We start from the raw sequence: 25506 nt of genomic DNA, 5'->3' as shown, positions 1-25506 counted from the left end.
AAGAGCCTGAAATGACTGACTACAAAGCCACGTTGAATCTGCCTGATACCCAATTCCCGATGAAAGCCGGACTGCCGCAGCGCGAGCCGCAGATTTTGCAGCGTTGGAATGAAATTGGCTTGTATCAGAAGCTGCGTGCGCAGGGCGAAGGCCGGCCGAAGTTCGTCCTGCATGACGGCCCTCCTTATGCCAACGGCAGCATTCACATTGGCCATGCGGTCAACAAGATCCTCAAGGACATTATCACCCGTTCGAAAACCCTCTCGGGCTTCGATGCGCCTTACGTGCCGGGCTGGGATTGCCATGGCCTGCCGATTGAGCACAAGGTGGAAACCACCTTCGGCAAGAACCAGCCGTCTGACTTGACCCGCGAGCGTTGCCGCACCTATGCCGGCGAGCAGATCGAAGGGCAGAAGGCCGACTTTATCCGCCTTGGCGTGCTGGGTGACTGGGACAATCCGTACAAGACCATGGATTTTGCCAACGAAGCGGGCGAGATCCGTGCGCTTGCTGAAATGGTCAAGCAAGGCTTCGTGTTCAAGGGCCTGAAGCCAGTCAACTGGTGCTTCGATTGCGGTTCGGCACTGGCCGAGGCTGAGGTCGAGTACCAGGACAAGAAGTCCGAGGCGATCGACGTGGCCTTCGTGGTTGAAGATGCCGACAAGCTGGCCGCCGCCTTTGGTCTGGCCAGCCTGCCCAAAGCCGCGTCTATCGTGATCTGGACCACCACGCCGTGGACCATTCCGGCTAACCAGGCGCTTAACGTCCATCCTGAGTTTACTTATGCCTTGGTCGATACCGGCGAGCGTCTGCTGCTGCTGGCTGAGGAGTTGGTGGAAGGCTGCTTGGCTCGTTATGGCTTACAAGGCGAAGTGATTGCGACTGCCCAAGGCGCTGCCTTGGAGCTGATCCGCTTCCGTCATCCGTTCTATGAGCGTTTCGCCCCAGTGTATCTGGCGGAGTATGTCGAGGTGAGCGCCGGTACTGGCGTTGTGCATTCGGCCCCTGCCTACGGTGAAGACGACTTCCGTTCCTGCAAAAGCTACGGTATGAGCAACGACGACATTCTCAGCCCGGTGCAGAGCAATGGCGTGTATGTCACCGATCTGCCGTTCTTTGGTGGCCAGTTTATCTGGAAGGCTAATCCGGCGATCGTCGCCAAGCTCGAAGAAGTCGGCGCGTTGCTTAAGCACGAAGCCATTCAGCACAGTTACATGCACTGCTGGCGGCACAAAACTCCGTTGATCTACCGCGCCACGGCGCAGTGGTTCGTCGGCATGGACAAGCAGCCGAACGAAGGCAACACTCTGCGCGAGCGTGCGCTGGCGGCCATCGAGCAAACTGAATTCGTCCCTGCCTGGGGCCAAGCGCGCTTGCACAGCATGATTGCCGGGCGTCCGGACTGGTGCATCTCGCGTCAGCGTAACTGGGGCGTGCCGATTCCGTTCTTCCTGCACAAGGCGTCGGGTGAGTTGCACCGCCGCACCGCCGAGCTGATGGAAGATGTGGCCAAGCGCGTTGAACAAGAGGGCATCGAAGCCTGGTTCAAACTCGACGCTGCCGAGCTGCTGGGCGACGAAGCGGCCGACTACGACAAGATCAGCGACACCCTGGACGTCTGGTTCGACTCCGGTACCACCCACCGGCACGTAATGCGTGGCTCGCACCCGATGGGCCACGACAGCGGCCCTCGCGCTGATTTGTACCTAGAGGGCTCCGACCAGCACCGTGGCTGGTTCCACTCGTCCTTGTTGACTGGAGCGGCAATTGATGGTCATGCGCCGTACAAAGAGCTGCTGACCCACGGCTTTGTGGTCGACGAAAATGGCCGCAAGATGTCCAAATCGATGGGCAACGTGGTCGCCCCGCAAGAAGTCAACGATAGCCTGGGTGCTGATATCCTGCGCCTGTGGGTGTCGTCTACCGACTATTCTGGCGAGATGGCCGTATCCAAGCTCATCCTGCAGCGCAGCGCCGACTCTTACCGGCGTATCCGCAATACTGCGCGCTTCCTGCTCTCCAATCTCAGTGGTTTCGACCCGGTGCAACACCTGTTGCCGGCCGAAGACATGCTGGCACTGGACCGTTGGGCGGTGGATCGCGCCTTGCTACTGCAGCGCGAGATCGAAGAAGCCTACGACAGCTACCGCTTCTGGAACGTCTACCAAAAAGTGCACAACTTCTGTGTGCAGGAGCTGGGCGGCTTCTACCTCGACATCATCAAAGACCGTCAGTACACCACCGCCGCTGACAGCGTAGCGCGTCGCTCCTGCCAGAGCGCGCTGTACCATATCGCTGAAGCACTGGTGCGCTGGATCGCACCCGTGTTGTCCTTCACTGCCGACGAGTTCTGGCAGTACCTGCCGGGCGAGCGCAATGAGTCGGTGATGCTCAATGGCTGGTACCAGGGCTTGAGCGAGCTGCCGCAGGACTTCGAACTGAGCCGCGAGTTCTGGGAACGGGTCATGGCGGTAAAGGTTGCGGTGAACAAGGAAATGGAAAACCTGCGCGCGGCCAAGGCCATCGGCGGCAACCTGCAGGCCGAAGTGACTCTGTATGCCGAGGACAGCCTGATCGCTGATCTAAACAAGCTCGGTAACGAGCTGCGTTTCGTGCTGATCACCTCCACCGCCAGCCTTGCGCCACTCAGCGCTGCGCCAGACGATGCGGTGGTGACTGAGGTGGCTGGCCTCAAGCTCAAGGTGCTCAAGTCCGCCCACGCCAAGTGCGCCCGTTGCTGGCATCACCGCGAAGATGTCGGTGTGAAGCCCGCACATCCAGAAATCTGCGGTCGTTGCGTAGACAATATCGAAGGCGCTGGCGAGGTTCGTCACTATGCTTAATAACGGTCTGCCTAAAGCCAGCCGTTTTGGACATTTGGCCTGGTTATGGCTGAGCCTGCTGGTTTTTGTGCTCGATCAGGCGAGCAAGTTTTATTTCGACAACAGCCTGACCATGTACCAGCAAATTGTGATCATTCCGGATTACTTCAGCTGGACGTTGGCCTACAACACCGGCGCAGCCTTCAGTTTTTTAGCGGATGCAGCTGGCTGGCAGCGCTGGTTTTTTGCGGCGATCGCACTGGTGGTCAGCGTAATTCTGGTGGTTTGGCTCAAGCGCCTCAAGCCGAGCGAAACCTGGTTGGCAGTCGCATTGGCTTTGGTGCTCGGTGGTGCGCTGGGTAATTTGGTGGACCGTGTGGTGTTTGGTCATGTGGTCGACTTCATCCTGTTGCACTGGCGTCAGCAGTGGTACTTCCCAGCCTTCAACGTAGCCGACATGGCGATTACCGGCGGTGCCATCCTATTGGCACTGGATATGTTCAAAAGCGAGAAGTCCGGAGACGCAGCCCATGAGTGATCCTCTCATCAATGTGCCGCGCATCGGCGCGAACACAGAAGTCACCCTGCATTTTGCCCTCAAGCTGGATAACGGCGATGTGGTCGACAGCACTTTCGATAAAAAACCGGCCACCTTCAAGGTCGGTGACGGCAACCTATTGCCTGGCTTTGAACAGGCTATTTATGGCTTGAAGGCAGGCGACAAGCGCAGCGTGTCGATCGGCCCGGAGCAGGGCTTTGGTCAGGGTAATCCGCAAAACGTCCAAGTGATGCCGCGCAGCCAGTTCCAGGATATGGAGCTGTCTGAAGGCCTGTTGGTGATCTTCAATGACGCCGCCAATGCTGAGCTGCCTGGGGTGGTCAAAGCCTTTGACGACAGCCAGGTCACCATCGATTTCAATCACCCGCTGGCCGGCAAGGCGCTGAGCTTTGATGTAGAAATCATCGAGGTTAAAGCACTCTGATCTGTCGCCCGCTGCTGTGGGAGCCGCTTTGGCCGTGAGGCTTTATTGCTCCGGCCTGATGGCTGCAGCTGCCTCTACAGATTAGTCATTCTTGAGTACGGCCTCGCCGTACGTTGGCCAGTAAGGTTCACCGCCGAGGTCCCCTCCATGCATATCAAACTCGCCAACCCTCGTGGCTTCTGTGCCGGCGTCGACCGCGCCATCGAGATCGTCAACCGCGCTCTGGAGGTCTTTGGTCCGCCCATCTATGTACGCCACGAAGTGGTGCATAACAAATTTGTGGTGGAAGACCTGCGTTCGCGTGGTGCTATTTTCGTTGAAGAACTGGATCAGATTCCTGACGATGTCATCGTGATCTTCAGCGCTCACGGCGTCTCTCAGGCGGTGCGCAGCGAAGCCGAACGCCGTGGGTTGAAGATCTTCGACGCCACCTGCCCGCTGGTGACCAAGGTGCATATGGAAGTGGTGCGCTACAGCCGCGAGGGGCGTGAGTGCATCCTGATCGGCCACCAAGGCCATCCGGAAGTCGAAGGCACCATGGGCCAGTACGACGCCAGCAACGGCGGCACCATCTACCTGGTTGAGGACGAAACGGACGTGGCTGCATTGCAGGTGCGCAACCCCGAGGCCTTGGCCTTCGTTACCCAGACCACCCTATCGATGGACGATACCAGCAAGGTGATCGACGCCCTGCGCAGCAAATACCCCGCCATCGGCGGTCCGCGTAAGGACGACATCTGCTACGCCACGCAAAACCGTCAGGATGCCGTCAAGCAACTCGCTGCTGAGTGCGATGTGCTGTTGGTCGTTGGTAGCCCCAATAGCTCAAATTCCAACCGCCTGCGCGAGCTGGCCGAACGCATGGGCACCCCGGCCTACCTGATTGATGGGGCCGAAGACCTTAAACAAGAGTGGTTTGCCGGTGTTACCGGCGTCGGGATTACTGCCGGCGCATCTGCACCGGAAGTACTGGTACAGGGCGTGATTAAGCAGCTTGGGGCGTGGGGCGCGAGTAATGCGCAAGAGCTGGAAGGGCGGCCGGAGAATGTAACGTTTTCGATGCCGAAGGAGTTGCGAATCATTACTCGTCAGTAAGCTGAGATGAGCGCGCCATGTTCAGCAGTTAAAGTACTAAGGCGCATTTTTGAGCATTACACAGAGAGTGGCTCGTAAAGATAAAAAGCCCAATCAGTTGATTGGGCTTTTTTGTTTTAGCGCCAGCACTCGTCTCTGGTTTTTTTCGTGCCTGTGCGTTCGCGTGCGCCTAGAGCATTTAGAGTTAGGTTGCCGCAGTCGACGTCACTGAACTGAGGAGTGGCCGTCAGGGTGTAGCCGCCGTCACTGGCCACGCTGCTCACCGCCAGGGTGTATTTACTGGTGGTGGATGTGGTGCTGGCGTTGAGTTTGGCTATGTCTCCAGTTGCCGTGATGTAGCGGTTGTTTTGTGAGTAATAGCGCTCTTGTGCGGCTGCGATATCACTGAGCAGCGCCTGGCCTTCGCTGCGATTACCGCGCTTTACATACTCGGCATAGCTTGGGTAGGCCACTGCTGCCAGGATGCCGATGATAGCCACCACTATCATCATCTCGATCAGGGTAAAGCCCTGCATTTTTCTGCTCGGTACTGGCATGGCAATTCTCACTCTGTTTCTTCGATACGGCGCCAGGAGTTGCGCGCATTAATGTTCGGCGGCGGCTTGATGCCTTCACAGCCCTGGCCGGTGCAAATTTCCAGGCCGTCAGGGGTGTCAGTGACCGTCAAGCCACCTTCGCCATCTTGTTTGATTGCCGAAACAATCGCTGTGGTGCCATCGGGTTTTACTTGCTGCATATCGAAAGCGTTGTAAGGCGTTTTCCCACCGGTAAAAGCGTTCAGGCCGTAAGTCCAGTTACTCGCACCATCGGCGCAGGGGTCGTCATTAGGTACGAGGGACTGGAAGTAAACGCTTTGGCCAATGGTGATCATCGGCTCTATGACCATTTCACCATCAAGCGTGCCGCCCTGCTTGAGGTCGAGTAGCCAGCCTTTCTTTTCATCCCAAGCAATAGCGTTCTGCGAAATGATTCGCGCAGCGGTGTTGCGAGCTTTTGAGTCGGTAGCGGTCACTTGGCTGCCGATGGTTTGTTCAACCAGCTTGGCGCGGGTGATACCGAGTGCGCTGGTAGTGCCTGCTTTTTCGCCACGGCTCTTCTCATCCCAAATGCCGTAAACGGTCTGGGCGATGTTTTTGTTGCCGTCCTTATCGGTGTCCTCGAAGTATTTGCCGGTCGCGAAGATAACCAGGTGGCCTACGCCGGTTGGGTGGCGAACCAAGGCGGGTGCAGCAGTAATGGGTTGTGGTGTTTCCGCCGTATTTGAGGCAACAGCGGTGAACATCGGCTTGCCGCCGTAAGCTACTGCGTAATCACTGATAGAGCCGCGGGTTTCAGGCTTTGAGCGTGCCAGTGGGTTATCAGCGTCACGAGTGCTTGGCAGCAGGTCAAAACGCCAGAGGTTGCCTTGCAGGTCGCCGGCATAAGCGTAGTCGGCCACGCTGTCGCCATTGTTGTCGGCCAGGCGTGGAGTGGACAGGCCATTGGCATTGCCATTGGTGCCAGTGACTTCCAGGCTTCTTTCTAGGGTGCCTTCAACTGCATCCACGATAAACAGAGCGGCTTTGCCATTGGTGTGGTTGCTGGCCTCGTAACCATTACCGAACACCACGGCCCAGCGGCCGTTGTGCAGGCGCGCGATGGTGGGCTGGGAGAAGCTGTTGCCCATTTTCACTGCGTTTGATGTAGTGATTTTGCTGTCATCAAACTCCCACAACAGTTTCTCGCTGCCGGGTGTGGTGATGTCCAAGGCGAAAATTGACTTGCCACCTGCGCGCAGGGTGCCGACCAGAATGGTGCGCCATTTGCTGCCATCATAAATATCAGCAACGACAGGAGAACCATCTACATAGAACTCGTGGCTGTAGTTCTTCCCGGTCAATTTGTTCAGCTTGGGGAATACCGCACTTGGAATAAAGGCAAACTCTTCGACGCCTGTCTCGGCGTTAAAGCCATGCAGCATGCCGTCGTTACCACCGACATAAACTCGTGAGCTACGAGTTGCTAACGATTCTTTGAACGTGGTGTAGGTGTCGTTACCTTCTAGACGGTTAGCCACTCCTGTCAGGTAACGCCCTCCTGATACGACCGCTGGGCTAGATGCGAGTAGATCACCCAATATACCGCTGCGAGTGCGGAATGTAGCGCCTTCACCAGTGCGCACGCCACGTAGGTAGTTAAGGCGGGCTTCGCCTTTACTGTCGGTGGTGTTGCCGTTTTCCGGATCTTTACTAAGCAGGTTTGCCAAAGTGCCCGATGTGTCTTTATTACCGGAATTAGCCCAGGTAAAGGACTGCAGGCCGCCACTGCCTGTGCTTTTTATCTTGATGTTTCGAGCATCCGCAGCGGGCATCTTGTCTTTGGCGCTCCACTTCTCCTTAAGTGCCAATTCAAACTTGCCTGAGCCGGCTGGCAGTTCGGTCCATTCTTTATTCGTGCGCACCAAATTACCCAGCCAGTTTTCGTCGCTAGCGTAGGAGGTTTGGTAGGACGACGTTACAAGCTTGCTATTATTTGGATCATTTTCATCGACCACTACCTGGCCTGAGTTGATCGCTGGTTTAGCAGCGGTAGATTTGCGATCGGCAATACGCGACATGATGTCGGCAAAGGCTTGTACCACTGATTCGGGGCTGTCCGCACTGAAAAAGTCGCCTCTTGAGTTGATAGCCGCGTGCCAAAGGTCATACACATTATTAGCACTGTCCGATTGTGCTTTTGGCCAGTTGCGTGTTCCAGTGGAGATATTTTTATAGCCAGGGCTTGCAAATGAACCATCGGTGCTATTCCATTCCAGGCCGTCTTGGTTTAGCGATGCGGTTAATCCGAGGCCGATGGTGAAGTTAGCCATATTCTGCCAAGTGGCAGGGTTATTTTGCGGGTTCCAGTATTTGTCTGTATCGGTACCCGACTTGTCTTTGTAATAAGGCTTTAAGTTGTTTTCAAGATCGCTATTAAGATCGGTCGCCCAGTAGTGAAAAGCTATGTCTGCAAGTGTATTATCAGTGGCGTCAGAGTATGGTTTGCGTGCCCCGCTGTAATTAACCCCGTCAGGAAAGTTAAAGTTAGATGTGTCTGATTTACTGTCAGTTGGACTGCCATTACTACTATTCCATACGCCGTCTGTCATTAAAATATGATAGCTGGGGCGACAGGCATATTTGTTTTTAGTTGTATTTCCGCTTTCGTTGGGGAATTTGTCCCAGGCAGGTGAAGCATTATTTTTTAAAAACTTTCCAGCGCGATCTAACGCTGCGCGCAATGGTGTGTTACTTGGAAACGCCATAGACTGCATCCAGTCGAATAGCTTGCCGCGTTGAGCGCTATTGTATTCTCGAAAGCGGTTGTCTTTACCCAAGCATTTATTTGCGCTGTTTAAGTCTGTGCAAGTGGTCAAGCCTTGCCAGGTAATCCGTGTGGACGAAGCAAGATCAGCGAACGCAATACTTGCTGCACTTATTGTGGCCAGCGATCGTGTGCGGTAGAAAGAATACCAGATTGCAAAGTTTTTACGCTCATCAGTGCCTGACGCTGTATCTGTTGAGCGAAGCTGGCCTGATGTACTGGATACGTCGACTTTGCGATAGCAGTTGTCATTTTCTATGCGTGTGCTTATGTCTGTTGGGCAGTTCGAAAGGGTATCGTCGTATACGTAGTAATAGGCTGGTACGTTGCTTGTTCTTTTGTTGCTAATGCTTAGTGTGTAAGTGGTACTTGTGCTGCCGGAACGGCTGCAGTTTATCTCGGGGTAGTTCTGCGGCTTTTCGATCGTGACAGTGCAATTTGAGTTCGAGATTCTATTTATTCTAAAGTCGACGCTGTTTGCGCTGATTAGTTCTGACGATTGACCGTTTGAGAGGGTGCGGTTGTAAATTGTACTAAGGTAAAACTCTGGCTCTGGATTGTTCGCGTTACTCTGTGATGTGCTGGTTACATCATATGTGCTGGCGGGGCGATAGCTGTCACTAAGATCAATACTTCCTCTGGATGTGTTAAATCCATTTAGCAAAGCCTTATTAAATGATGTAGAGAGGTCTGCTGCAGGCGTACCATCTAAATTAAATTTGGGTGGTATCTGATAAGTGGTAGTAGGGTTGTAATACATTGGGTTGTAATGAGCTGATTTGTACCGCCGTGTCGATGATCCACCTGGAATCGAGTCAGGCACGTATGCTCTGTCCATGCTGCCCGAATCATCCAGCGTTAATATAAGATTCGGTGGTACGCCTACAGTCAAACTCAGCGGGCTTTGCGAAATAGCGGCTTGTACATCGAGTGCAGCCAGTAGCAGGCTGCTAGAGGCGCAGCAAAACGCTAAGCTGCGCAGCGAATATAATGAAGTCTTCATATCAGTGCTCCGGTGCGTGGCAGCTTAGTTGCTGGGGCCTGGGTAGTATTTGGCTATCGTGGTTTGCAAGGCTAATTCATCTTGGGCTTGACCGCTGACAAGGTAGTAGTACACGCCGCGGCCGATGAGTTCGTCGCCATAATTGGCATTGAGGCCTTCTACTGGCATTTCGGCGGTATTCCAGTAAGCGGGGAAAACGGCTTCGGCGGACTTTTCGCTGGACGTGCCGCGATAGGGCATCCAAGAAATATAAGTGTCATTGCCAGCGGCGTCTGTTTTGGCGCCTGTCCAGCTCATTTGCGTGTTAATTGTGGCAATAGGGTCGAGCACGTAGTTGCGCATCTTGCCTGCATAACTTGCATCGGTTTGTTGTTCGATTTCCACGATGCAGGGGTACATAGTTATCCGATTATATTTAACTGATTTCTTGCAGAAGTCCTGCTTGGGCTCAGGCTTGGTGCTGAGTCGCAGAGCTTCGAAGAAGCGTGCTTCACCTTCGCGCAGAGCAGACTCAGCTGCGTTGTTAAGGCCTAAACTTTCCATGCGATTGGCTGTCATACGGGTTTCTAGGGTCACTTCGCGCATATTGGTTACGGTCAGTACTGTCAGTACCAGTAGCATGACCAAGGCAATAAGCAGGGTGACTCCACGTTGTTGTTGCGGAAAGCTTGGGTTCATGGTGTCAGGTTCCTCAGGGTGACCGTATTACTGGCGATTTGATACAGCTGGCCGGTGTCTGCACCTTCAATCAAGGTTTTTTCCGCAGCACTGGCTTGCTTGAGCCAGTTATCAAGTACTGCCGAGTCGCCCTTGCCGCGCTGGTTATTAGTGGATGCGACTAACGCTTCGTAGCGCACTTGCAGTATCTGGCCCTTGCTGTTGTCCCAGTCTGCTGCGGAGAGCGTTTGAGTGACATTGGTATCGCTGGAGGGGTTAATGCCGAACTCTAAACGTAATCCCGATAAGCCGGTCATTAGCTCTGCATCAGTATTGCCGCTTTGGCAGCGCAGGACGTCATCCTTGACGTACAGAGCAGTAGTCACGAGAGGGGCTTGCTTTAAAAATGGATTACTGTCGACGAAAGCAGCTGTTTTATTTCCCGCGCAGTCCAGTTCTTCGCTTTTTAATTGGCTGTAGCGAATACAGACGCCGGAACCTTTTTTTGCTTTGGTCACCGTTTGACCGCTTTTAAACGCTTCGCAGTAATCCGTGCTGGTTTGAGCGGTAAATACCTGCTCATTACCAAGATAGGGTTCACGGCTATAGCCGGCCTTGTTTAAGTAGGTGTCAAATATAAGGCTGATAAAGCGGTTGCCTTCCTGGATTTCGCCTTGCGACTGCTGAAAGGCGTAATTGCGTTTGTTGTCGATGTAGATCTGGGTGATACCAATAATCAAGAACGAGCTAATGGCAAGAGCAATCAGCAGTTCGATCATTGACAGGCCTGTTTGTCGGGCTCGGTGTTGTAGGTAGGTATTCATAGCTCGATCCGAGTGCGATAGATGCAGGTGGTAAGGTCGGGAGCCCTTACGTCTGGGCAACTGCCGGATTTAACGGTCCAGGCAAGCTGGATTTCGGTGATTGGGCCGTTTGCTTCGCAGTTAGGTTTTTTTACAGCGCTGCTGCTAAAGCTCTTGCAGATGTGAAAGCTGTTGCTGAGTAAGCCGGCTGCGCCGGGCAGTGTCTTCTGCACACGCTCAAGCCAGCAGTCACGTTGTTTTTGTGCCGTGTTGGGGGTTTTACAGTCAGCCGCACTGGGCTCCGCGTATGCCGGGCTGAATGCGCTACCGTCTTCCTTGTAAAAGAGCGCGTCGGGGTTGCTGCGCAGTATTTCGGTGAGTTGGATGGTTAGCTCAACCGCTGCATTACGCTGTACTGCTTCTTGGGTGTATTGGATGCTGCGGCTTTGCATTGTGACCATGCCAAGTATGCCGACGGTCACCAATACCAACGTGACCAGTACTTCTATCAAGCTGAAGCCGTTGTGCTTGTTCAAGGGCGTCTCCTTTATTCGCACTTGGCGAGGGCTGCGTTGTCTTTCTGCTTGCCGCGTGGGTAGAGCTGAATGCTGCCGTTGGCGGCGACGCTGACCTGATAGCCACTCTCAGCTTTTTTGTCATGACAAATGGTGAAGTTGACCGGAGCTTTGACCACTCCGTTGGCGTAGTAGGTAAGCTCATTAACGGCGCTGCCTGAGGTGTTGGCGGCAACCAATTTGGCTTCAGCTTGGTTGATTTCTAAGGTTCTTATCGAGGCATTAGAGTCTTTGCTTGGGCGTACAGCGATCCACTTATCAGCATCTTTGGCTTTTAGCGTAATAACGGCTCGCTTGACTACCGCCTCGGAGCGGGCAGCTTGCAGGAAACTCTTCAGCTCCTCTGCTTTGGCCTGCAGTCGATTGTTAATAGTGAACTGGGTGAAGCTGGGCACCGCGATCATTGCCATGATGGCCAGCAACGCCACTGTGATCATCAGTTCTACGAGCGTGAAACCTTGTGTGCGGCCTGCAGCAGACATGCTGAACTCCAATGGGTCTTGTGAGGATAAGCATGGCTTGCCGGGCAGCGCTTGTCTGCTGCGCTGGGATGGCCGGCATAATGTCGCGGATGACTGGCCGCAGTGCCTCCATTGACGTGCGGAGCATCACATTTGGACGGTTAGCAGCGGGTGCTTTCTTGTTGGTTTTCCAACTTGCTGCCCCAGCGAATCCGTCCTTGTTTGTTGATGATGAGTTGCTGGCTGATGACCTTTTCTTCACAAATAAAGAAGCGTCCGTTGCTGATAGGGCTGATACCCGTATTGTAAAAACGGATGCTACCGCTAAAGCCGGCCCAGCGAAGCTCGCCGCTACCCGCATGAGCAGGTGTGTGACTAAGAGGCTGGCTGCTGCTGCGGACTCTCAACAGCCTGGGGTGCGTCCAATTGGTGCTGCATTTTAAACCGTCGAGGCTTGGGCATAGCTCGAGTGTGCGCTTGCGGGTTACCGCTTGGCTGCGTGCTTGCTGCAAAAGGGCGTGGAGCTCATGCATGGCGGCTTGATTTCGATTGCTGACCACGAGCTGGTTTAGTTCGGGTAGTGCGATGGAGGCCGCGATAGAAAGCACGGCAAGGGTCAGTGTTAGTTCAACGAGCGTTAATCCAGACTGATATGATTTTTTCATCTTCTTCATCCCTCTAGTTGTGTTGGCCTTCCTGGCCTCTTTTTGTTTAGACGCTGTTGTTAAATGCAGCAAGTTTTAAGGTGGCGAATGTGATGGATGTTCTGGTTGTCGGGGGAGGGGTGATCGGCTTGCTGTCGGCCATGCAGCTGGCGGTCACCGGGAAGGTGGTTGGGCTCGTCGAGGCCAGAGAGGCAGGGCGTGAATCCTCCTGGGCTGGCGGTGGCATTGTTTCGCCGTTGTATCCGTGGCGTTACAGTCCTGCCGTCACTGCGCTGGCGCATTGGTCGCAGGATTTTTATCCGCGCCTGGCTGAGCAGTTATTGGCGCAAACGCAGATTGATCCTGAGGTGTATGTCACGGGGTTGTACTGGTTGGACCTTGACGATGACGCCGATGCGTTAGCTTGGGCGAAGCGGGAAGGGCGGGCGCTGCGGTCGGTTGATATGGCGGCCGTGCAACGTGCGGTACCGGCGTTGGCAGCGGGCTTTGGTCGTGCACTGCAGATGGCCGACGTGGCCAATGTGCGCAATCCACGTCTGGTCAAGGCGTTGCGGGCAGCGCTGCAGCAGATGCCAAATGTCACCGTGCATGAGCAGTGTGCGGTCAGTGGTTTTATTCTCGACGGTGGGCGCATCACAGGGGTGCAGACTGCGCAGGGTGATATGCAGGCCGATCAGGTGGTGCTCGCGGCCGGTGCATGGAGCGGTGAGTTGATGAAGACGCTTGGTATCGAGTTGCCGGTAGTGCCGGTCAAGGGACAGATGATTTTGTACAAGTGCGCCGAGGACTTTTTGCCCGCCATGGTGCTGGCCAACGGGCGTTATGCGATTCCGCGGCGTGATGGTCATATTCTGATTGGTAGTACGCTGGAGCATGCCGCGTTCGACAAAACCACGACCGAGGAGGCATTGCTAAGCCTCAAAGCCTCGGCAGTTGAGCTGTTGCCGGCTTTGGCTGATGCCGAGGTGGTGGGGCACTGGGCGGGGTTGAGGCCGGGTTCGCCTGAAGGCATTCCGTATATCGGGCCGGTACCTGGGCATGAGGGCTTATGGCTGAATTGCGGGCATTACCGCAATGGTTTGGTTCTGGCGCCGGCGTCCTGCCAATTACTCGCAGACTTGATGCTGGGGCGTGAGCCGATTGTCGACCCAGCCCCTTATGCCCCTACTGGACGGCTGGGGTTGGCGGGGTGAGTGTTGGCTGAGCTCTAGAAGCTCGCGGCTAAAGCTGCTCTCACAGTGAACACAGCTTTGCCTGCGCGTTGAGCGGATTTAATTCAGTCGATGCCAAGCTTTTTGAGGCGGTAGCGCATTGAGCGGAAGCTAAGGCCTAAGCGCTGCGCGGCGGCGGTGCGGTTCCAGCGGGTTTCTTCCAGAGCCTGCATGATTAATTTTCGCTCGATGATTTCGAGGTGGTCTTCCAGGTTATCGATCTGCGCGAGATTGCTTTCGCCGTTTTCACTGTTGGGGTTGCAGTCGGCCAGGCGTAGGTCACTGGCCGTGATGCGATCGTCTTCACACAGCGTATAGGCACGTTCGAGCATGTTCTCTAGCTCGCGCACGTTACCGGGGAAGCGGTAGCTCTTGAGCTTTTCAAGTGCATCATCATCCAGCTTGGCGGCGCTTATGCCGGTGCCTTCGGCTAGGCGCTTGAGCACGCTGTCGGTGAGCAGGGCAATGTCTTCGCGGCGCTCGCGCAGGGCGGGTACGCGCAGCTCGATGACGTTGAGGCGGTAATAGAGGTCTTGGCGGAAGCGTTCGGCGGCGACTTCCCCAGCGAGGTCTTTGTGGGTGGCGCAGAGAATACGCACATCGACGATCAGCTCTTGCTGACCGCCGACTGCGCGGACGGCTTTTTCCTGAATGGCGCGCAGCAGTTTGACCTGCATCGGCAGCGGCAGGTCGGCCACCTCGTCGAGGAACAAGGTGCCACCGTTGGCGGCCTGGAATAAGCCCTGCTTGTCTTCGATGGCGCCGGTAAAGCTGCCTTTCTTGTGGCCGAAAAACTCGCTTTCCATCAGTTCGGTGGGGATTGCGCCGCAGTTGACCGGTACGAAAGGTTGCTCGCAGCGCGACCCTTGTTCGTGGATCAGTCGCGCCACCAGCTCCTTGCCGCTGCCGGATTCGCCGCTGATGTACACCGGCGCTTGGCTGCGGGCCAGTTTGAGAATCTGTTTGCGCAAGGACTGCATCGGTGGTGAGTTGCCGAGCAGGCGACTGTCGACAGGCAGCTCTTCGCCATCGGCGCTGCGCAGGCGCAATGCGGCCGCGACCAGTTCGCGCAATCGGCCGAGGTCGACTGGCTTGGTTAGAAAGTCGAATGCGCCGGCTTTCAGGGCGTTAATCGCGGTGTCCAGGCTGCCATAAGCGGTGATCATCGCCACCGGCACTTGCGGGTGGCGCTGCAGAATATGTTGCACCAACTCCAGGCCGGTACCGTCAGGCAGGCGCATGTCGGTCAGGCAAAGATCAAAGGGTTCCTTGGCCAGCCATTCGCGGGCTTCTTTGACGTTGCGTGCGCTGCGGGTGTCGAGCTTCATGCGCCCCAGGGTGATTTCCAAGAGTTCGCGAATATCGGGTTCGTCATCGACGATCAGGGCTCTCTGGCGGGTCATGGTCAGCTCAGTTTACGCGGGTGGGCGAAGGTGATGCGTAGGCAGCTGCCGCCACCTTCACGAGGTTTGTAGTCGAGGCGGGCTTGGTTGCTTTCGCACAGCTCGCGGGAAATATACAGGCCCAGACCGGTGCCTTTGTTTTCTGTGGTGTAGAAGGGCTCGAACAGGTGATGCAGTTGTTCTTCGGCCACACCAGGGCCGTCGTCGAGTATCTCGAGTACGGGTAGCTCACTGCTGGGGTCGCGGAACAGCTTCAGCCAAACTTGCCCGTGCTTGTTGTTCTTCGCACTGTAGCGCAGGCCGTTTTCCACCAGGTTGCTCAATACCTGGGTGAGCTGGTGCGGGTCCATGCGGGTCTGGATGCTGCCGTTGCTGGTTTCCAGATGCAGCGTTTGGTTCGGCGCAGCGCTGCTGCGAAACTCACTGGCGAAACGGTGCAGCCAGTACTTGAGATCGAGTAATTGCGGCTCGGCCTGGCGCCGCCGCGAGAGTTGTAGAACGTTCTCAATCACCAGGTTCATGCGCCGCGAGTGATCCTGAATGATCTGCGCCAGGCGCAGGTCATGCCCTTGCAGTTCCTCCGATTCTTGCAGCAGCTGTGCGGCATGACTGATGGCTCCAAGTGGGTTGCGAATCTCGTGGGCGATGCCGGCGGTCAGGCGACCGAGCGAGGCGAGTTTGAGTTGCTGCGCTTGCTGGGCGATCTGCGAAATGTCGTCGAGGAAGATCAGCGTGTGCTTATGTTTGTCGCGTTGCAGGGCGATAAAACTCGGCTGCAGCAGGCGCCCGTCAGGTTTTGCTTGCAGGTTAGCAGGGCGTAGGCTGGGGTTGTGCAGCCACTGTTGCATGCGTTTGATCAGTTGTGGGCAATGCGGGTCGAGGATTTTTCCGGTCAGGTCGGCATGCCCCAGCAGGAGCTTGGCGCCTTCGTTGATCAGCAGCACGCGGTGCAATTCATCCAGTACCAGAATGCCCGTGCGCATGCGTTGTAGAATCAGCGCGTTGAGTGCTTCCAGGTTGGCGACGTCGGCGGCGCGCTGCTCGGCCAGGTTTTCACTGAGTTGTAGGCGACGGGTCAGGCCTTGCACAAACAGTGCGGCAGCAAAGCACAGCGCGCCGAACGCGCCGACTTGCACGTACTGCGCAGAAGCAGCCGGGCGACTTAGGCTGAGGTAGAACGTCAGGTAGATCATGCCAATTGCCGCAACGGCCGCAATTAATAGGCCGATGCGGCCGCGTAAGAGAATGTTGGTGATGGCCACGGCGACAATCAGTAGGTTGCCGATGCCGCTGGGCGTACCGCCAGCGGCATAGAACAGGCCGGAGAGCAAAATCACATCGACCAAGGCCAGGCTGAATACCTGCGCCAGGCGTTTGGGGCGGCGCACGGTGGCGATGATCAGGACGTTGAGCGCCAGGTACAGCCAGCTGCCATTGCGGAACAGTGCTGGATGCGCCATGTCCAGCAGTTGTGAATCAAGGTCGCTGGAGACCAGCGTCGCTAAGGTAATGCCGATAATCAGGCGGTACAGGTGGTAAAGCCGCAGAATCCGCCAGCTTTGTTCGCCGCTCAGGGCGAAATCAGTGCTCACTGGATTGTGAGCCTTGCTCTAGGTGGGCTTGGCTGCAGAACCACTTCTCGCCCTTCGCCAGTGCGTGATCGCGGGGGACATGGATGCCGCAGTGCTGGCAGCGCACCATAGGTGCTGCTTTCGGCATTGCGTCAGGTTTTTCCGCGTGCGTCGCTGAAGATCGGGCTAAGCGGCGCCACAGCCAGAAAGCGGCAGCAATGATGGCAATCCAGAACAGCAAGCGGAACAGGCCCATGGCGCTCTCTTCTTATCGGCAGGCGAGCAGTTTAGCTAACCCATCCGCATGCGCCCAGCGCTCAAACAGTGACCCAGGCGTTGTTATGCGTATTGGCAGGTATATGGTCGTCCCGTTTGGTGGCGGGTAGGCTTGTTGGGGCTGGTCAGGCCATGCTGTACATGGGGTGGTGATAGGCCTGGCCTAATCTTGACCTATTCCGTCCGTTCTACAGGTATGAAAAAGGGAGGCCTGAGCCTCCCTTTTTATTTGCTGCAGGTACTTAATCGAACAAACCAAACGTCATGTAGCTGAACCAAGAGCGGCTCGGTGCTTCAGCTGCGTCGGTTTTCAGTTCGTCCGGGATCAGTTCTTCGGCATCTTCGTACTGGCGGATGACGTCTTGGCTGGCGCGAGTTTCACCTGGCGGCAGCGGCGTGTCGGTTTCGATCAGGCCCAAGGTGGCCTTGGCTATCCAGGAGCGCGTATCGGCTTCTTCTTCGCGCGGCACGAACTGACCGTCGACCAGGCTTGGATGATCCGGGTAGTTGAGTTTAAGGGTTTCTAGGCTGGTAGCTGCCAGGTCATCCAGGGTCAGGCGCAGGTAGGCCTCGGTCATCACCGCCAGGCCGTCACCGACTGCCGGGGTTTCCTGGAAATTTTCCACCACATAGCGGCCGCGGTTGGCGGCTGCGACGTAGGCGTTACGAGTCAGGTAGTAGTGCGCTACGTGGATTTCATAGGCTGCCAGCAGGTTGCGCAGGTAAATCATGCGCTGCTTGGCGTCCGGGGCGTAACGGCTGCTCGGAAAGCGGCTGGTGAGTTGGGCGAACTCGTTATAAGAGTCGCGAGCCGCACCTGGGTCGCGCTTGGTCATGTCCAGCGGCACGAAGCGGGCGATCAGGCCACGGTCCTGGTCGAAGGATGCCAGACCCTTGAGGTAGTAGGCGTAATCGACGTTGGCGTGCTGTGGGTGCAGGCGGATGAAGCGATCGGCGGCGGACTTTGCGGCTTCCGGCTCAACGTTCTTGTAGTAAGCGTAAATCAGCTCCAGCTGAGCCTGCTCGGCGTAACGGCCGAACGGATAGCGTGACTCCAGCGCCTTGAGCTTGGCCACCGCGGCGGTGTAGCTACTATTGTCCAGGTCGGCTTGTGCCTGCTGGTAGAGTTCGGCCTCGCTGAGGTTTTCGTCAACCACCTGTTTCGATGAGCAGGCGGCGGTGAGGGCGAGGATTGCGATCAGCAGCAGGTGTTTCACTTGCATGGCGGCTTGCGTCCCTGTGACGGCGGCTGTCTTGAGCAAAGCCGTCCTGTTATGATGAGCGCCCCCGGTACCCCTGGGGCAAAGACGCCGTATTTAACCACAAGCGTGTAGCCGAAACCAAAGGCTAGACCTTTCAGACTTTCCCGCCGTTGCCGAGCATGCCCTCTATTAATAAGCAGATTATTGAACTGAACGCCGAGGTGCCCTATGACATGGGCGGTCAACGCCTCGACCAAGTCGCCGCACTCCTGTTCGCTGAGCACTCGCGTTCGCGTCTGTCTGCCTGGATCAAAGAGGGTCTGCTGACCGTCGATGGTGCGGTCTTGCGCCCGCGCGACATCGTCCATGGCGGTTCGCTGCTGGCACTCAAGGCCGAGCAGGAAGCCCAGGGTGAGTGGGTTGCCCAGGACATCCCGCTGAACATCGTCTATGAAGACGATCAGATCCTGGTCATCGACAAGCCTGCCGGCCTGGTGGTGCACCCGGCTGCCGGGCACGCCGATGGCACCTTGCTCAACGCCTTGCTGCACCACGTGCCGGACATCATCAATGTGCCGCGTGCGGGCATCGTGCACCGCCTGGACAAGGACACCACCGGTTTGATGGTGGTGGCCAAGACTATCGAGGCGCAGACCCGTCTGGTCGATCAGCTGCAGAAGCGCTCGGTTAGCCGCATCTACGAGTGCATTGTGATTGGTGTGATTACCGCTGGCGGCAAGATCAATGCCCCGATTGGCCGCAGCTCGTCGCAGCGTCAGCGTATGGCAGTAAGCGATGGCGGTAAGCCGGCGGTGAGCCATTACCGGGTGCTAGAGCGCTATCGCTCGCATACTCATGCGCGGGTCAAGCTGGAAACCGGGCGCACTCACCAGATCCGTGTGCACATGAGCCATATCGGTTATCCACTGGTTGGTGATCCGGTTTACGGCGGGCGTTTCCGTATTCCGCCGGCAGCCAACCCAAGCATGGTGCAGACCCTCAAGGAGTTCCCGCGCCAAGCGTTGCATGCGCGCTTCCTTGAGCTGGACCATCCGATAACAGGTGAGCGGATGAAGTGGCAATCGCCATTGCCGGATGACTTTGTCTGGTTGCTGACGCTATTGCGCCAGGACCGCGAGGCATTTATTGGGTGACCCGATGCACGATTGGTTGATGCCGCAATGGCCCGCAGCGGCCAAAGTTAAAACCGCAGTCACCACCCGCAGCGGGGGTGTCAGCGTTGCGCCGTATGACTCGCTTAATTTGGGTGATCATGTCGGCGATGACCTGCAGGCGGTCGCTAAAAACCGCCAGCGTTTGGTCAGTCTGCTGGGCTGTAAGCCGGCTTGGTTACAGCAGGTGCATGGGGTTGCGGTGGTTGAAGCCAATCCTGCAGCAGTGCTCGAGGCCGACGCCAGCTGGACCCATACGCCGGGCGTAGCCTGCACGGTAATGACCGCCGATTGTTTGCCGGCACTTTTCTGTGATCGCGCCGGCACTCGCGTAGCTGCCGCTCATGCTGGCTGGCGCGGACTGGCCGGCGGCGTGCTGGAGGCCACCTTGGGTGAGCTGGACGTGCCGGCGGATCAGGTGTTGGTCTGGTTGGGCCCAGCGATTGGGCCGCAGGCCTTTGAGGTGGGTACGGAAGTGCGTGAGGCCTTTATCGGCCAGCATGCGCAAGCAGCGGCAGCCTTCCAGCCGAGCATCAATCCGGGCAAGTTTATGGCGGATATCTACCAGCTGGCGCGCATTCGTCTGGCAGCTATTGGTGTCGACGCAGTTTATGGTGGCGATTTTTGTACCGTTACCGACCCGCGCTTTTTCTCCTACCGCCGCTCGGCGCAAACCGGACGCTTTGCCAGTTTGATCTGGCTGGGCAACTGACTTTTTAGCCCGTGCAGTTCTATGCCGGCTCACGCTTTACTGATCCTCATCAACGCCGCTTGGCTTGAAACGCGCACAATCGACCTTATCTACTCTTCATCTCGCAGGCTTTCTGTTTGGGTGCGATTCAGTGCGCCGGCCTGCTTCCACTCCGAGGGCTGATTATTTATGCGTATTGATCGTTTAACCAGCAAGTTGCAACTCGCGCTATCCGATGCGCAATCCTTGGCCGTGGGCCTTGATCATGCGGCCATTGAGCCGCTGCACCTGATGCAGGCTCTGCTCGAACAGCAGGGTGGCTCGATCAAGCCGCTGCTGATGCAGGTTGGTTTCGACGTTAATAGCCTGCGTCTAGCCCTAGGCAAAGAGCTGGATCAGCTGGGCAAGATCCAGAACCCCTCCGGCGACGTAAATCTGTCGCAGGATTTAGCGCGCCTGCTCAATCAGGCCGATCGCTTGTCGCAGCAGAAGGGCGATCAATTCATCTCCAGCGAGCTGGTACTGCTGGCCGCAATGGATGACAGCACCAAGCTGGGTAAGCTGTTGCTCGGCCAGGGCGTCAGCCGTAAGGCGTTGGAAAACGCCGTGACTAACCTGCGTGGCGGCGATGCGGTGAATGACCCCAACGTCGAAGAAAACCGTCAGGCCCTGGATAAGTACACCGTTGACCTGACCAAGCGTGCCGAGGAAGGCAAGCTCGACCCAGTGATTGGCCGTGATGATGAAATCCGCCGCACCATTCAGGTGTTGCAGCGTCGTACCAAGAACAACCCGGTGCTGATCGGTGAGCCGGGCGTGGGCAAAACGGCGATTGCCGAGGGCTTGGCCCAGCGCATCGTCAATGGCGAGGTGCCGGATGGCCTGAAAGACAAGCGTGTGTTGTCGCTGGACATGGGGGCGCTGATCGCCGGTGCCAAGTTCCGTGGTGAGTTCGAAGAGCGCCTTAAGGCGGTACTCAACGAGTTAGGCAAGCAGGAAGGGCGAATCATTCTGTTTATCGACGAACTGCACACCATGGTCGGCGCCGGTAAAGGCGAGGGCTCGATGGATGCCGGCAATATGCTCAAGCCGGCCCTGGCTCGTGGCGAACTGCATTGCGTGGGCGCGACCACGCTCAATGAGTATCGCCAGTACATCGAAAAAGATGCGGCGCTGGAGCGGCGCTTCCAGAAAGTGTTGATCGATGAGCCGAGCGAAGAAGACACCATCGCCATCTTGCGCGGCCTTAAAGAGCGCTACGAAGTGCACCACAAGGTGGCCATCACTGACGGTGCGATTATCGCGGCGGCCAAGTTGAGCCATCGCTACATCACTGACCGTCAGTTGCCAGACAAGGCCATAGACTTAATTGACGAGGCGGCCAGCCGCATTCGCATGGAGATCGACTCCAAGCCGGAAGTGCTTGATCGCCTGGAGCGGCGCTTGATTCAGCTCAAGGTCGAGCGTCAGGCGTTGAAGAAAGAAGATGATGAGGCGGCTTTGAAGCGCCTGGAAAAGCTGAAAGAAGACATCGCACGCCTGGAGCGTGAGTACGCCGACCTCGAAGAAATCTGGAAAGCGGAGAAAGCCGAGGTGCAAGGCTCTGCGCAGATTCAGCAGAAAATTGAGCAGGCCCGTCAGGAGCTGGAAGCGGCGCGGCGTAAAAGTGATCTGGAGCAAATGGCTAAATTGCAGTACAGCGTTATTCCAGACTTGGAGCGCAGCCTGCAAATGGTCGATCAGCACGGCAAAAAAGATAATCAGTTGCTGCGCAGTAAGGTCACCGAAGAAGAAATCGCCGAAGTGGTGTCGAAGTGGACCGGCATTCCTGTGAGCAAGATGCTTGAAGGTGAGCGCGATAAGTTGCTGAAAATGGAAGGCCTGCTGCATCAGCGCGTGATTGGTCAGGATGAGGCTGTGGTGGCTGTTTCCAATGCGGTGCGGCGTTCGCGTGCTGGGCTTTCTGATCCGAACCGGCCGAGTGGCTCGTTCCTGTTTCTGGGCCCGACCGGGGTCGGCAAAACCGAGCTGTGCAAAGCGCTGGCTGAGTTCTTGTTTGACACCGAAGACGCGCTGGTGCGTATCGATATGTCCGAGTTTATGGAGAAGCACTCCGTGGCGCGGCTGATCGGCGCGCCACCAGGCTATGTCGGTTATGAAGAGGGCGGTTACTTGACCGAGGCCGTACGCCGCAAGCCCTATTCAGTGATTCTGCTGGATGAGGTGGAGAAGGCTCACCCGGATGTATTTAACGTGCTGTTGCAGGTGCTGGAAGACGGTCGCCTTACGGATAGCCACGGCCGCACCGTGGACTTCAAAAACACCGTGATCGTGATGACCTCCAACCTTGGTTCCGCGCAGATCCAGGAGCTGGTTGGCGATCGTGAAGCGCAGCGCGCGGCGGTGATGGATGCGGTAAGCACGCATTTCCGCCCGGAATTTATCAACCGTATCGATGAGGTGGTGATTTTCGAGCCACTGGCCCGTGATCAAATTGCCGGTATTGCGCAGATCCAGCTGGGTCGTTTACGTGAGCGTCTGGCTGAGCGTGAGCTTAATTTGGAGCTGTCGAACGAAGCGATGGATAAGCTGATTGCCATTGGTTATGACCCTGTGTACGGCGCGCGTCCGCTCAAGCGTGCCGTGCAGCGCTGGATTGAGAACCCCTTGGCGCAGTTAATTCTGGCGGGCAAGTTCGCTCCGGGCAGCTGCGTCAGCGGTCGCGTTGAGGGTGATGAGATCGTCTTCGACTGATTGTGATTAGCGGCATTAAATTCGCCTAATAAAAAACACCCCGGTTCAGCGTGCACTGACCGGGGTGTTTTTTGTCAGGGTTAAAGGTGTTTGAGTAGGACTTCCAAGGCGGCGGCCTGATCCTCGGCCAGATCAATAATATGGAAGCCGGCCCAGCAGTGCTGGCCGTCAGCGCCGGGGCGGCTCCAGAGGCAGTCGGCGCCTAGGGTTATTTCGCCCACGCCATCAATCAGCTGTTCACTGACTAGGCGGCACTCCACCAGTTCGTCGGCAGCCAGCGGGGTGTCGCTAAACAACATAAAGCCATCAGCAGAGAGGTCGACTATGCGGCCCAGGCGTTGGCCTGAGTGCAAGTCAAAGACCTCTAGCTGCACGTCGGCGTTATGCCGACTATGCAGGCGACGTTCGTCATTCATACGAGTTCCTTATTCTTGAGACTCGGCCGTGCGCCCGGTAAAACGCTGCAGCACGCGGTAAATAGCAGTAAGAGCGCGGTCCACCAGCGGTGCGCCTCGTTCAGGGGTGACGATGCGCGCCAGCCCTTGTTCCATTTCAGTGGCCAGTTGGGTGAGTGGTTTGATGGCCACGCGCTGGCCGCTCTGGTCGACAAACATGTAATTGCGTGTTGTTGGGCTGAACCAGGACAGCTTGAGTAGGCGCACTTGCTCGCCCGTGACAAACTCAAACCAGGTTCCGAACTCGATATGGCCCAACTCTTTGGCCAGCGCTTGGGCGCGGGCGGAGAGTGTCGACTCACGCGGTGCCTGGGTCGCCAGTGCGGCGTCTTCGCCAAGCATGGCGGCCAGCGGGCTTTCTGGCAGGCTGGGTTGGAGTTTGGCGGCCACCTGCGGTTGTTTGGCCTGTACCGCATGCTGACAGGCCACTAGGTCCTGCAGCAGGCGACGTATGCCTGCTTCGTGATAGCCGCCGAGCAGCTCCAGGCCTTTGCGCAAGTCTTCGAGCAGCGGCACGCGCAGCTTCTGTAAGCGCTCGCGCCCGGCTTCGTCGAGCAGGGTACCGCTCCAGGCTAGCTGCTCGGCCGCCTCGCAGGCGCTTTGCCATTCTGGGCTGCGCTCGCCATTGCGCAGCAACACGAATACCAGTACGTCGGCCCAGGTCAGTTCGAGGAAGTTACGAATAATGCTGGGCGGCTGGCGATTGCTCAGGCTATTGGCGATGACCTCTACCGCGTTCTGACGAGCGCCGAGCAGCTTGTCGCGGCCTTTTGCGGCCTCTACTGCGCGGCGCTCGCGCAACTCGACCTTGTGTCTGAGGGTGCCGACGAACTCATTGAATTCCTCCAGTAGGCCATCAAACAGCTGCAAGTCGCCCAGGAAATCATGAATGACACGTTCGACCACCCACTGCATCTTGGCCAGCAGGCCGCGTTCATCCCCTTCGCTGCCATACAGCACGCCCGCCTGGGCCATGCTGTTGAGCAGGCGGCGGGCAGGGTGGTGATGCTGGGTGAACAGCGCCTTATCCTGCAGGGCCACCTTTAGATAAGGGGTGTGCAGGTGCGACAGGGTGGTCTTACATGTGTCGGGCAGGTTGTCGTCGTCGAGAATAAAGTCGAATAACATACCGACCAAGTCGATCACGTCGGCTTCCTGGTCGGACACCTTCTGCTGGCCTGGCAGCGCGCTGTGGGCCTCCAGCTGTTGCTGCAAATCGGCCTTCAGGCCTTCAACTTGCTGTGGGTGGTGCAGGCGTTGCGATAGGTCGCTGGCCGAGTGCTGCTGCATGCGATTGAGTGCGTCCAGCAGGGCCGAGGCGCTGTAGGTACTGGTCGCTTCGCGTGGGGTAAAGCTGGCAATGCTACGGGTGCCGCCGAGTAAGGGGGCATCAATGTCGCGCTGGCGATGTTCGCTCAGTAGGGTTGCTAGGCTGCCCAGCAATTCCAGCGGGTCGCTGGGCGGAGGGCCGCTGAGATCGGTGTTGCCGGCGTTGTGCTGCTGCCCAGCGCCGCTGCTAACGCTGCGGCTGCTCTCGGCCGGTTGTTCGGCTTGGGCTGCAGCCGGCGTTGCCTTGGGGCGTGCGAGCTGGTTGTTACGCTGCGCGCTGTACTTTAGGTTAGGCAGCACGCCCGCTTCGATCAGGCGTTGATTCAGTGCGCTATAGATGTTGTCCAGGCTCTGCATGACGTGGGTGTCAAACAGTGTATAGAGGATGACCTTTATACGCAGCGGGAACGGGCATGGGGCCAGGGCGTCACGGAACGCCTGGGCAATCATCTGTGGGCCGAAGGGGTTGCTGTCTTCGCCCAGCTTCTGGCCGTTATTCAGCAAAGCCAGGCGTTGCTCTAAGGCGAATAGCGGTTGCGCACAGCGTGCCTTGACCCGGCTGACCATGTTGGTGACTTGCAGGCTTTCTTCATAATCCTCGTTTTGCACTAAGGCCATTTGTTCGACATCCAGCTCGCTGGCGCTGGCTGGCGGCTTAAGTGTGCCTTCGAGGAAGTCGGAGAGGTTCTGCGCGATCTGCTTATGGTAGCTGCGTTCTATTTGTGGGCGCTGCTTGCGGATCTCGCGCATGTTGTCGAAAAACAGTGTTTGTACCTGATTGTTCTCAGCTTTTTCGGCGCACTCAAATAGCGTGTCGTCGACCTGGGCGAAGACGCCTGTGAGGTGTTCGGCCAAGCGGTTCATCACCAGCTTGCGGCAGCTTTGCACCAGCTCACCGAAGCGTGGCTGAATGCCACGATTAGCAAGAGTCTGCATAGAAGAGGGTGGGGTCGGCGGTGTGCCCTGGTTACTCATGGACTTTCCTGACTGAGGCCTTGCGGCAGATGCGTCCTGCAATGAACACAGACATAGTGAA

General features: G+C 56.9%; 21 protein-coding genes. 8 read left to right on the top strand and 13 right to left on the bottom strand.

Annotated features, from left to right (window positions below; all coding sequences use genetic code 11):
• Window positions 1–11 precede the first annotated feature (11 nt).
• The 4 genes from ileS to ispH all read left to right on the top strand — a co-directional run bounded on the left by ileS (window position 12) and on the right by ispH (window position 4900).
• On the top strand, window positions 12–2843 hold the full coding sequence (gene ileS, locus BMZ32_RS04480) for an isoleucine--tRNA ligase (RefSeq protein WP_090240089.1): 2832 nt from the start codon (window positions 12–14) through the stop codon (window positions 2841–2843).
• Between the two features lie 7 nt (window positions 2844–2850).
• The gene (gene lspA, locus BMZ32_RS04475; RefSeq protein ID WP_090241544.1) at window positions 2851–3360 is read left to right on the top strand and encodes a signal peptidase II; all 510 of its coding nucleotides are present in this window, start codon (window positions 2851–2853) and stop codon (window positions 3358–3360) included.
• On the top strand, window positions 3353–3805 hold the full coding sequence (fkpB, locus tag BMZ32_RS04470; RefSeq protein WP_090240087.1) for an FKBP-type peptidyl-prolyl cis-trans isomerase: 453 nt from the start codon (window positions 3353–3355) through the stop codon (window positions 3803–3805). Before lspA ends, fkpB begins: the two co-directional genes overlap by 8 nt.
• Window positions 3806–3952: 147 nt before the next feature.
• Window positions 3953–4900, top strand: a complete 948-nt coding sequence (gene ispH / locus BMZ32_RS04465) for a 4-hydroxy-3-methylbut-2-enyl diphosphate reductase (RefSeq protein WP_090240086.1) — start codon at window positions 3953–3955, stop codon at window positions 4898–4900.
• 116 nt (window positions 4901–5016) lie between these two features.
• Here ispH and BMZ32_RS04460 read toward each other — a convergent pair whose 3' ends face one another.
• The 7 genes from BMZ32_RS04460 to BMZ32_RS04430 all read right to left on the bottom strand — a co-directional run bounded on the left by BMZ32_RS04460 (window position 5017) and on the right by BMZ32_RS04430 (window position 12406).
• Window positions 5017–5436, bottom strand: a complete 420-nt coding sequence (locus tag BMZ32_RS04460; RefSeq protein ID WP_090240084.1) for a type IV pilin protein — start codon at window positions 5434–5436, stop codon at window positions 5017–5019.
• 8 nt (window positions 5437–5444) lie between these two features.
• Window positions 5445–9245, bottom strand: a complete 3801-nt coding sequence (locus BMZ32_RS04455; RefSeq protein WP_090240082.1) for a pilus assembly protein — start codon at window positions 9243–9245, stop codon at window positions 5445–5447.
• Window positions 9246–9269: 24 nt separating this feature from the next.
• On the bottom strand, window positions 9270–9923 hold the full coding sequence (locus BMZ32_RS04450) for a PilX N-terminal domain-containing pilus assembly protein (protein ID WP_090240081.1): 654 nt from the start codon (window positions 9921–9923) through the stop codon (window positions 9270–9272).
• On the bottom strand, window positions 9920–10726 hold the full coding sequence (locus BMZ32_RS04445; protein WP_090240079.1) for a PilW family protein: 807 nt from the start codon (window positions 10724–10726) through the stop codon (window positions 9920–9922). Before BMZ32_RS04445 ends, BMZ32_RS04450 begins: the two co-directional genes overlap by 4 nt.
• Window positions 10723–11241, bottom strand: coding sequence for a type IV pilus modification protein PilV (gene pilV / locus BMZ32_RS04440; protein WP_090240077.1), 519 nt, complete (start codon window positions 11239–11241; stop codon window positions 10723–10725). Before pilV ends, BMZ32_RS04445 begins: the two co-directional genes overlap by 4 nt.
• 11 nt (window positions 11242–11252) lie before the next feature.
• Window positions 11253–11762: a GspH/FimT family pseudopilin gene (locus BMZ32_RS19505; RefSeq protein ID WP_090240075.1), complete on the bottom strand. Its 510-nt coding sequence runs from the start codon at window positions 11760–11762 to the stop codon at window positions 11253–11255.
• Between the two features lie 140 nt (window positions 11763–11902).
• Entirely contained in the window at window positions 11903–12406 is a 504-nt protein-coding gene (locus BMZ32_RS04430) for a GspH/FimT family pseudopilin (RefSeq protein WP_167376712.1), read from the bottom strand.
• 92 nt (window positions 12407–12498) lie between these two features.
• Here BMZ32_RS04430 and thiO point away from each other — a divergent pair, with 92 nt between their 5' ends.
• Entirely contained in the window at window positions 12499–13599 is a 1101-nt protein-coding gene (thiO, locus tag BMZ32_RS04425) for a glycine oxidase ThiO (RefSeq protein WP_090240074.1), read from the top strand.
• An 83-nt stretch (window positions 13600–13682) separates the two neighbouring features.
• On the opposite strand, the gene BMZ32_RS04420 is transcribed toward thiO, so the two are convergent.
• The 4 genes from BMZ32_RS04420 to BMZ32_RS04405 form a co-directional block, all read right to left on the bottom strand.
• Window positions 13683–15020, bottom strand: a complete 1338-nt coding sequence (locus tag BMZ32_RS04420) for a sigma-54-dependent transcriptional regulator (protein ID WP_090240072.1) — start codon at window positions 15018–15020, stop codon at window positions 13683–13685.
• Between the two features lie 2 nt (window positions 15021–15022).
• On the bottom strand, window positions 15023–16612 hold the full coding sequence (locus BMZ32_RS04415) for a sensor histidine kinase (protein ID WP_090240071.1): 1590 nt from the start codon (window positions 16610–16612) through the stop codon (window positions 15023–15025).
• Entirely contained in the window at window positions 16602–16847 is a 246-nt protein-coding gene (locus BMZ32_RS04410) for a PP0621 family protein (RefSeq protein WP_090240069.1), read from the bottom strand. Before BMZ32_RS04410 ends, BMZ32_RS04415 begins: the two co-directional genes overlap by 11 nt.
• A gap of 262 nt (window positions 16848–17109) precedes the next feature.
• A complete protein-coding gene (locus BMZ32_RS04405) occupies window positions 17110–18090 on the bottom strand; it encodes an outer membrane protein assembly factor BamD (RefSeq protein WP_090240068.1) in 981 nt (326 codons plus the stop codon).
• A 158-nt stretch (window positions 18091–18248) separates the two neighbouring features.
• On the opposite strand from BMZ32_RS04405, the gene rluD reads away from it, so the two are divergent.
• From rluD to clpB, 3 genes are all read left to right on the top strand, one after another.
• Window positions 18249–19223 (top strand): 23S rRNA pseudouridine(1911/1915/1917) synthase RluD, encoded by a 975-nt coding sequence (gene rluD, locus BMZ32_RS04400; RefSeq protein WP_090240066.1) that lies wholly within the window; start codon window positions 18249–18251, stop codon window positions 19221–19223.
• A 4-nt stretch (window positions 19224–19227) separates the two neighbouring features.
• Window positions 19228–19953: a peptidoglycan editing factor PgeF gene (gene pgeF, locus BMZ32_RS04395; protein ID WP_090240065.1), complete on the top strand. Its 726-nt coding sequence runs from the start codon at window positions 19228–19230 to the stop codon at window positions 19951–19953.
• A 168-nt stretch (window positions 19954–20121) separates the two neighbouring features.
• On the top strand, window positions 20122–22686 hold the full coding sequence (gene clpB / locus BMZ32_RS04390) for an ATP-dependent chaperone ClpB (RefSeq protein ID WP_090240063.1): 2565 nt from the start codon (window positions 20122–20124) through the stop codon (window positions 22684–22686).
• 80 nt (window positions 22687–22766) lie between these two features.
• Here clpB and BMZ32_RS04385 read toward each other — a convergent pair whose 3' ends face one another.
• The gene (locus tag BMZ32_RS04385; RefSeq protein WP_090240061.1) at window positions 22767–23102 is read right to left on the bottom strand and encodes a PilZ domain-containing protein; all 336 of its coding nucleotides are present in this window, start codon (window positions 23100–23102) and stop codon (window positions 22767–22769) included.
• A gap of 9 nt (window positions 23103–23111) precedes the next feature.
• Window positions 23112–25445: a DUF1631 domain-containing protein gene (locus tag BMZ32_RS04380; RefSeq protein WP_090240060.1), complete on the bottom strand. Its 2334-nt coding sequence runs from the start codon at window positions 25443–25445 to the stop codon at window positions 23112–23114.
• Between the last annotated feature and the right edge of the window lie 61 nt (window positions 25446–25506).

The organism is Pseudomonas guineae, from assembly GCF_900113745.1.
GTDB lineage: Bacteria > Pseudomonadota > Gammaproteobacteria > Pseudomonadales > Pseudomonadaceae > Aquipseudomonas > Aquipseudomonas guineae.
Note: the sequence above shows the minus strand (reverse complement) of the source record. Positions and strands in the feature narration are given on the sequence as shown.

What these genes read in the sequence shown, in the direction of transcription:
- ileS (WP_090240089.1), top strand. Translation starts at nt 12, where the DNA reads ATGACTGACTACAAAGCCACGTTGAATCTGCCTGATACCCAATTCCCG.
- fkpB (WP_090240087.1), top strand. Translation starts at nt 3,353, where the DNA reads ATGAGTGATCCTCTCATCAATGTGCCGCGCATCGGCGCGAACACAGAA.
- ispH (WP_090240086.1), top strand. Translation starts at nt 3,953, where the DNA reads ATGCATATCAAACTCGCCAACCCTCGTGGCTTCTGTGCCGGCGTCGAC.
- BMZ32_RS04460 (WP_090240084.1), bottom strand. Translation starts at nt 5,436, where the DNA reads ATGCCAGTACCGAGCAGAAAAATGCAGGGCTTTACCCTGATCGAGATG.
- BMZ32_RS04455 (WP_090240082.1), bottom strand. Translation starts at nt 9,245, where the DNA reads ATGAAGACTTCATTATATTCGCTGCGCAGCTTAGCGTTTTGCTGCGCC.
- BMZ32_RS04450 (WP_090240081.1), bottom strand. Translation starts at nt 9,923, where the DNA reads ATGAACCCAAGCTTTCCGCAACAACAACGTGGAGTCACCCTGCTTATT.
- BMZ32_RS04445 (WP_090240079.1), bottom strand. Translation starts at nt 10,726, where the DNA reads ATGAATACCTACCTACAACACCGAGCCCGACAAACAGGCCTGTCAATG.
- BMZ32_RS19505 (WP_090240075.1), bottom strand. Translation starts at nt 11,762, where the DNA reads ATGTCTGCTGCAGGCCGCACACAAGGTTTCACGCTCGTAGAACTGATG.
- BMZ32_RS04430 (WP_167376712.1), bottom strand. Translation starts at nt 12,406, where the DNA reads ATGAAAAAATCATATCAGTCTGGATTAACGCTCGTTGAACTAACACTG.
- thiO (WP_090240074.1), top strand. Translation starts at nt 12,499, where the DNA reads ATGGATGTTCTGGTTGTCGGGGGAGGGGTGATCGGCTTGCTGTCGGCC.
- BMZ32_RS04420 (WP_090240072.1), bottom strand. Translation starts at nt 15,020, where the DNA reads ATGACCCGCCAGAGAGCCCTGATCGTCGATGACGAACCCGATATTCGC.
- BMZ32_RS04410 (WP_090240069.1), bottom strand. Translation starts at nt 16,847, where the DNA reads ATGGGCCTGTTCCGCTTGCTGTTCTGGATTGCCATCATTGCTGCCGCT.
- BMZ32_RS04405 (WP_090240068.1), bottom strand. Translation starts at nt 18,090, where the DNA reads ATGCAAGTGAAACACCTGCTGCTGATCGCAATCCTCGCCCTCACCGCC.
- rluD (WP_090240066.1), top strand. Translation starts at nt 18,249, where the DNA reads ATGCCCTCTATTAATAAGCAGATTATTGAACTGAACGCCGAGGTGCCC.
- pgeF (WP_090240065.1), top strand. Translation starts at nt 19,228, where the DNA reads ATGCACGATTGGTTGATGCCGCAATGGCCCGCAGCGGCCAAAGTTAAA.
- clpB (WP_090240063.1), top strand. Translation starts at nt 20,122, where the DNA reads ATGCGTATTGATCGTTTAACCAGCAAGTTGCAACTCGCGCTATCCGAT.
- BMZ32_RS04385 (WP_090240061.1), bottom strand. Translation starts at nt 23,102, where the DNA reads ATGAATGACGAACGTCGCCTGCATAGTCGGCATAACGCCGACGTGCAG.
- BMZ32_RS04380 (WP_090240060.1), bottom strand. Translation starts at nt 25,445, where the DNA reads ATGAGTAACCAGGGCACACCGCCGACCCCACCCTCTTCTATGCAGACT.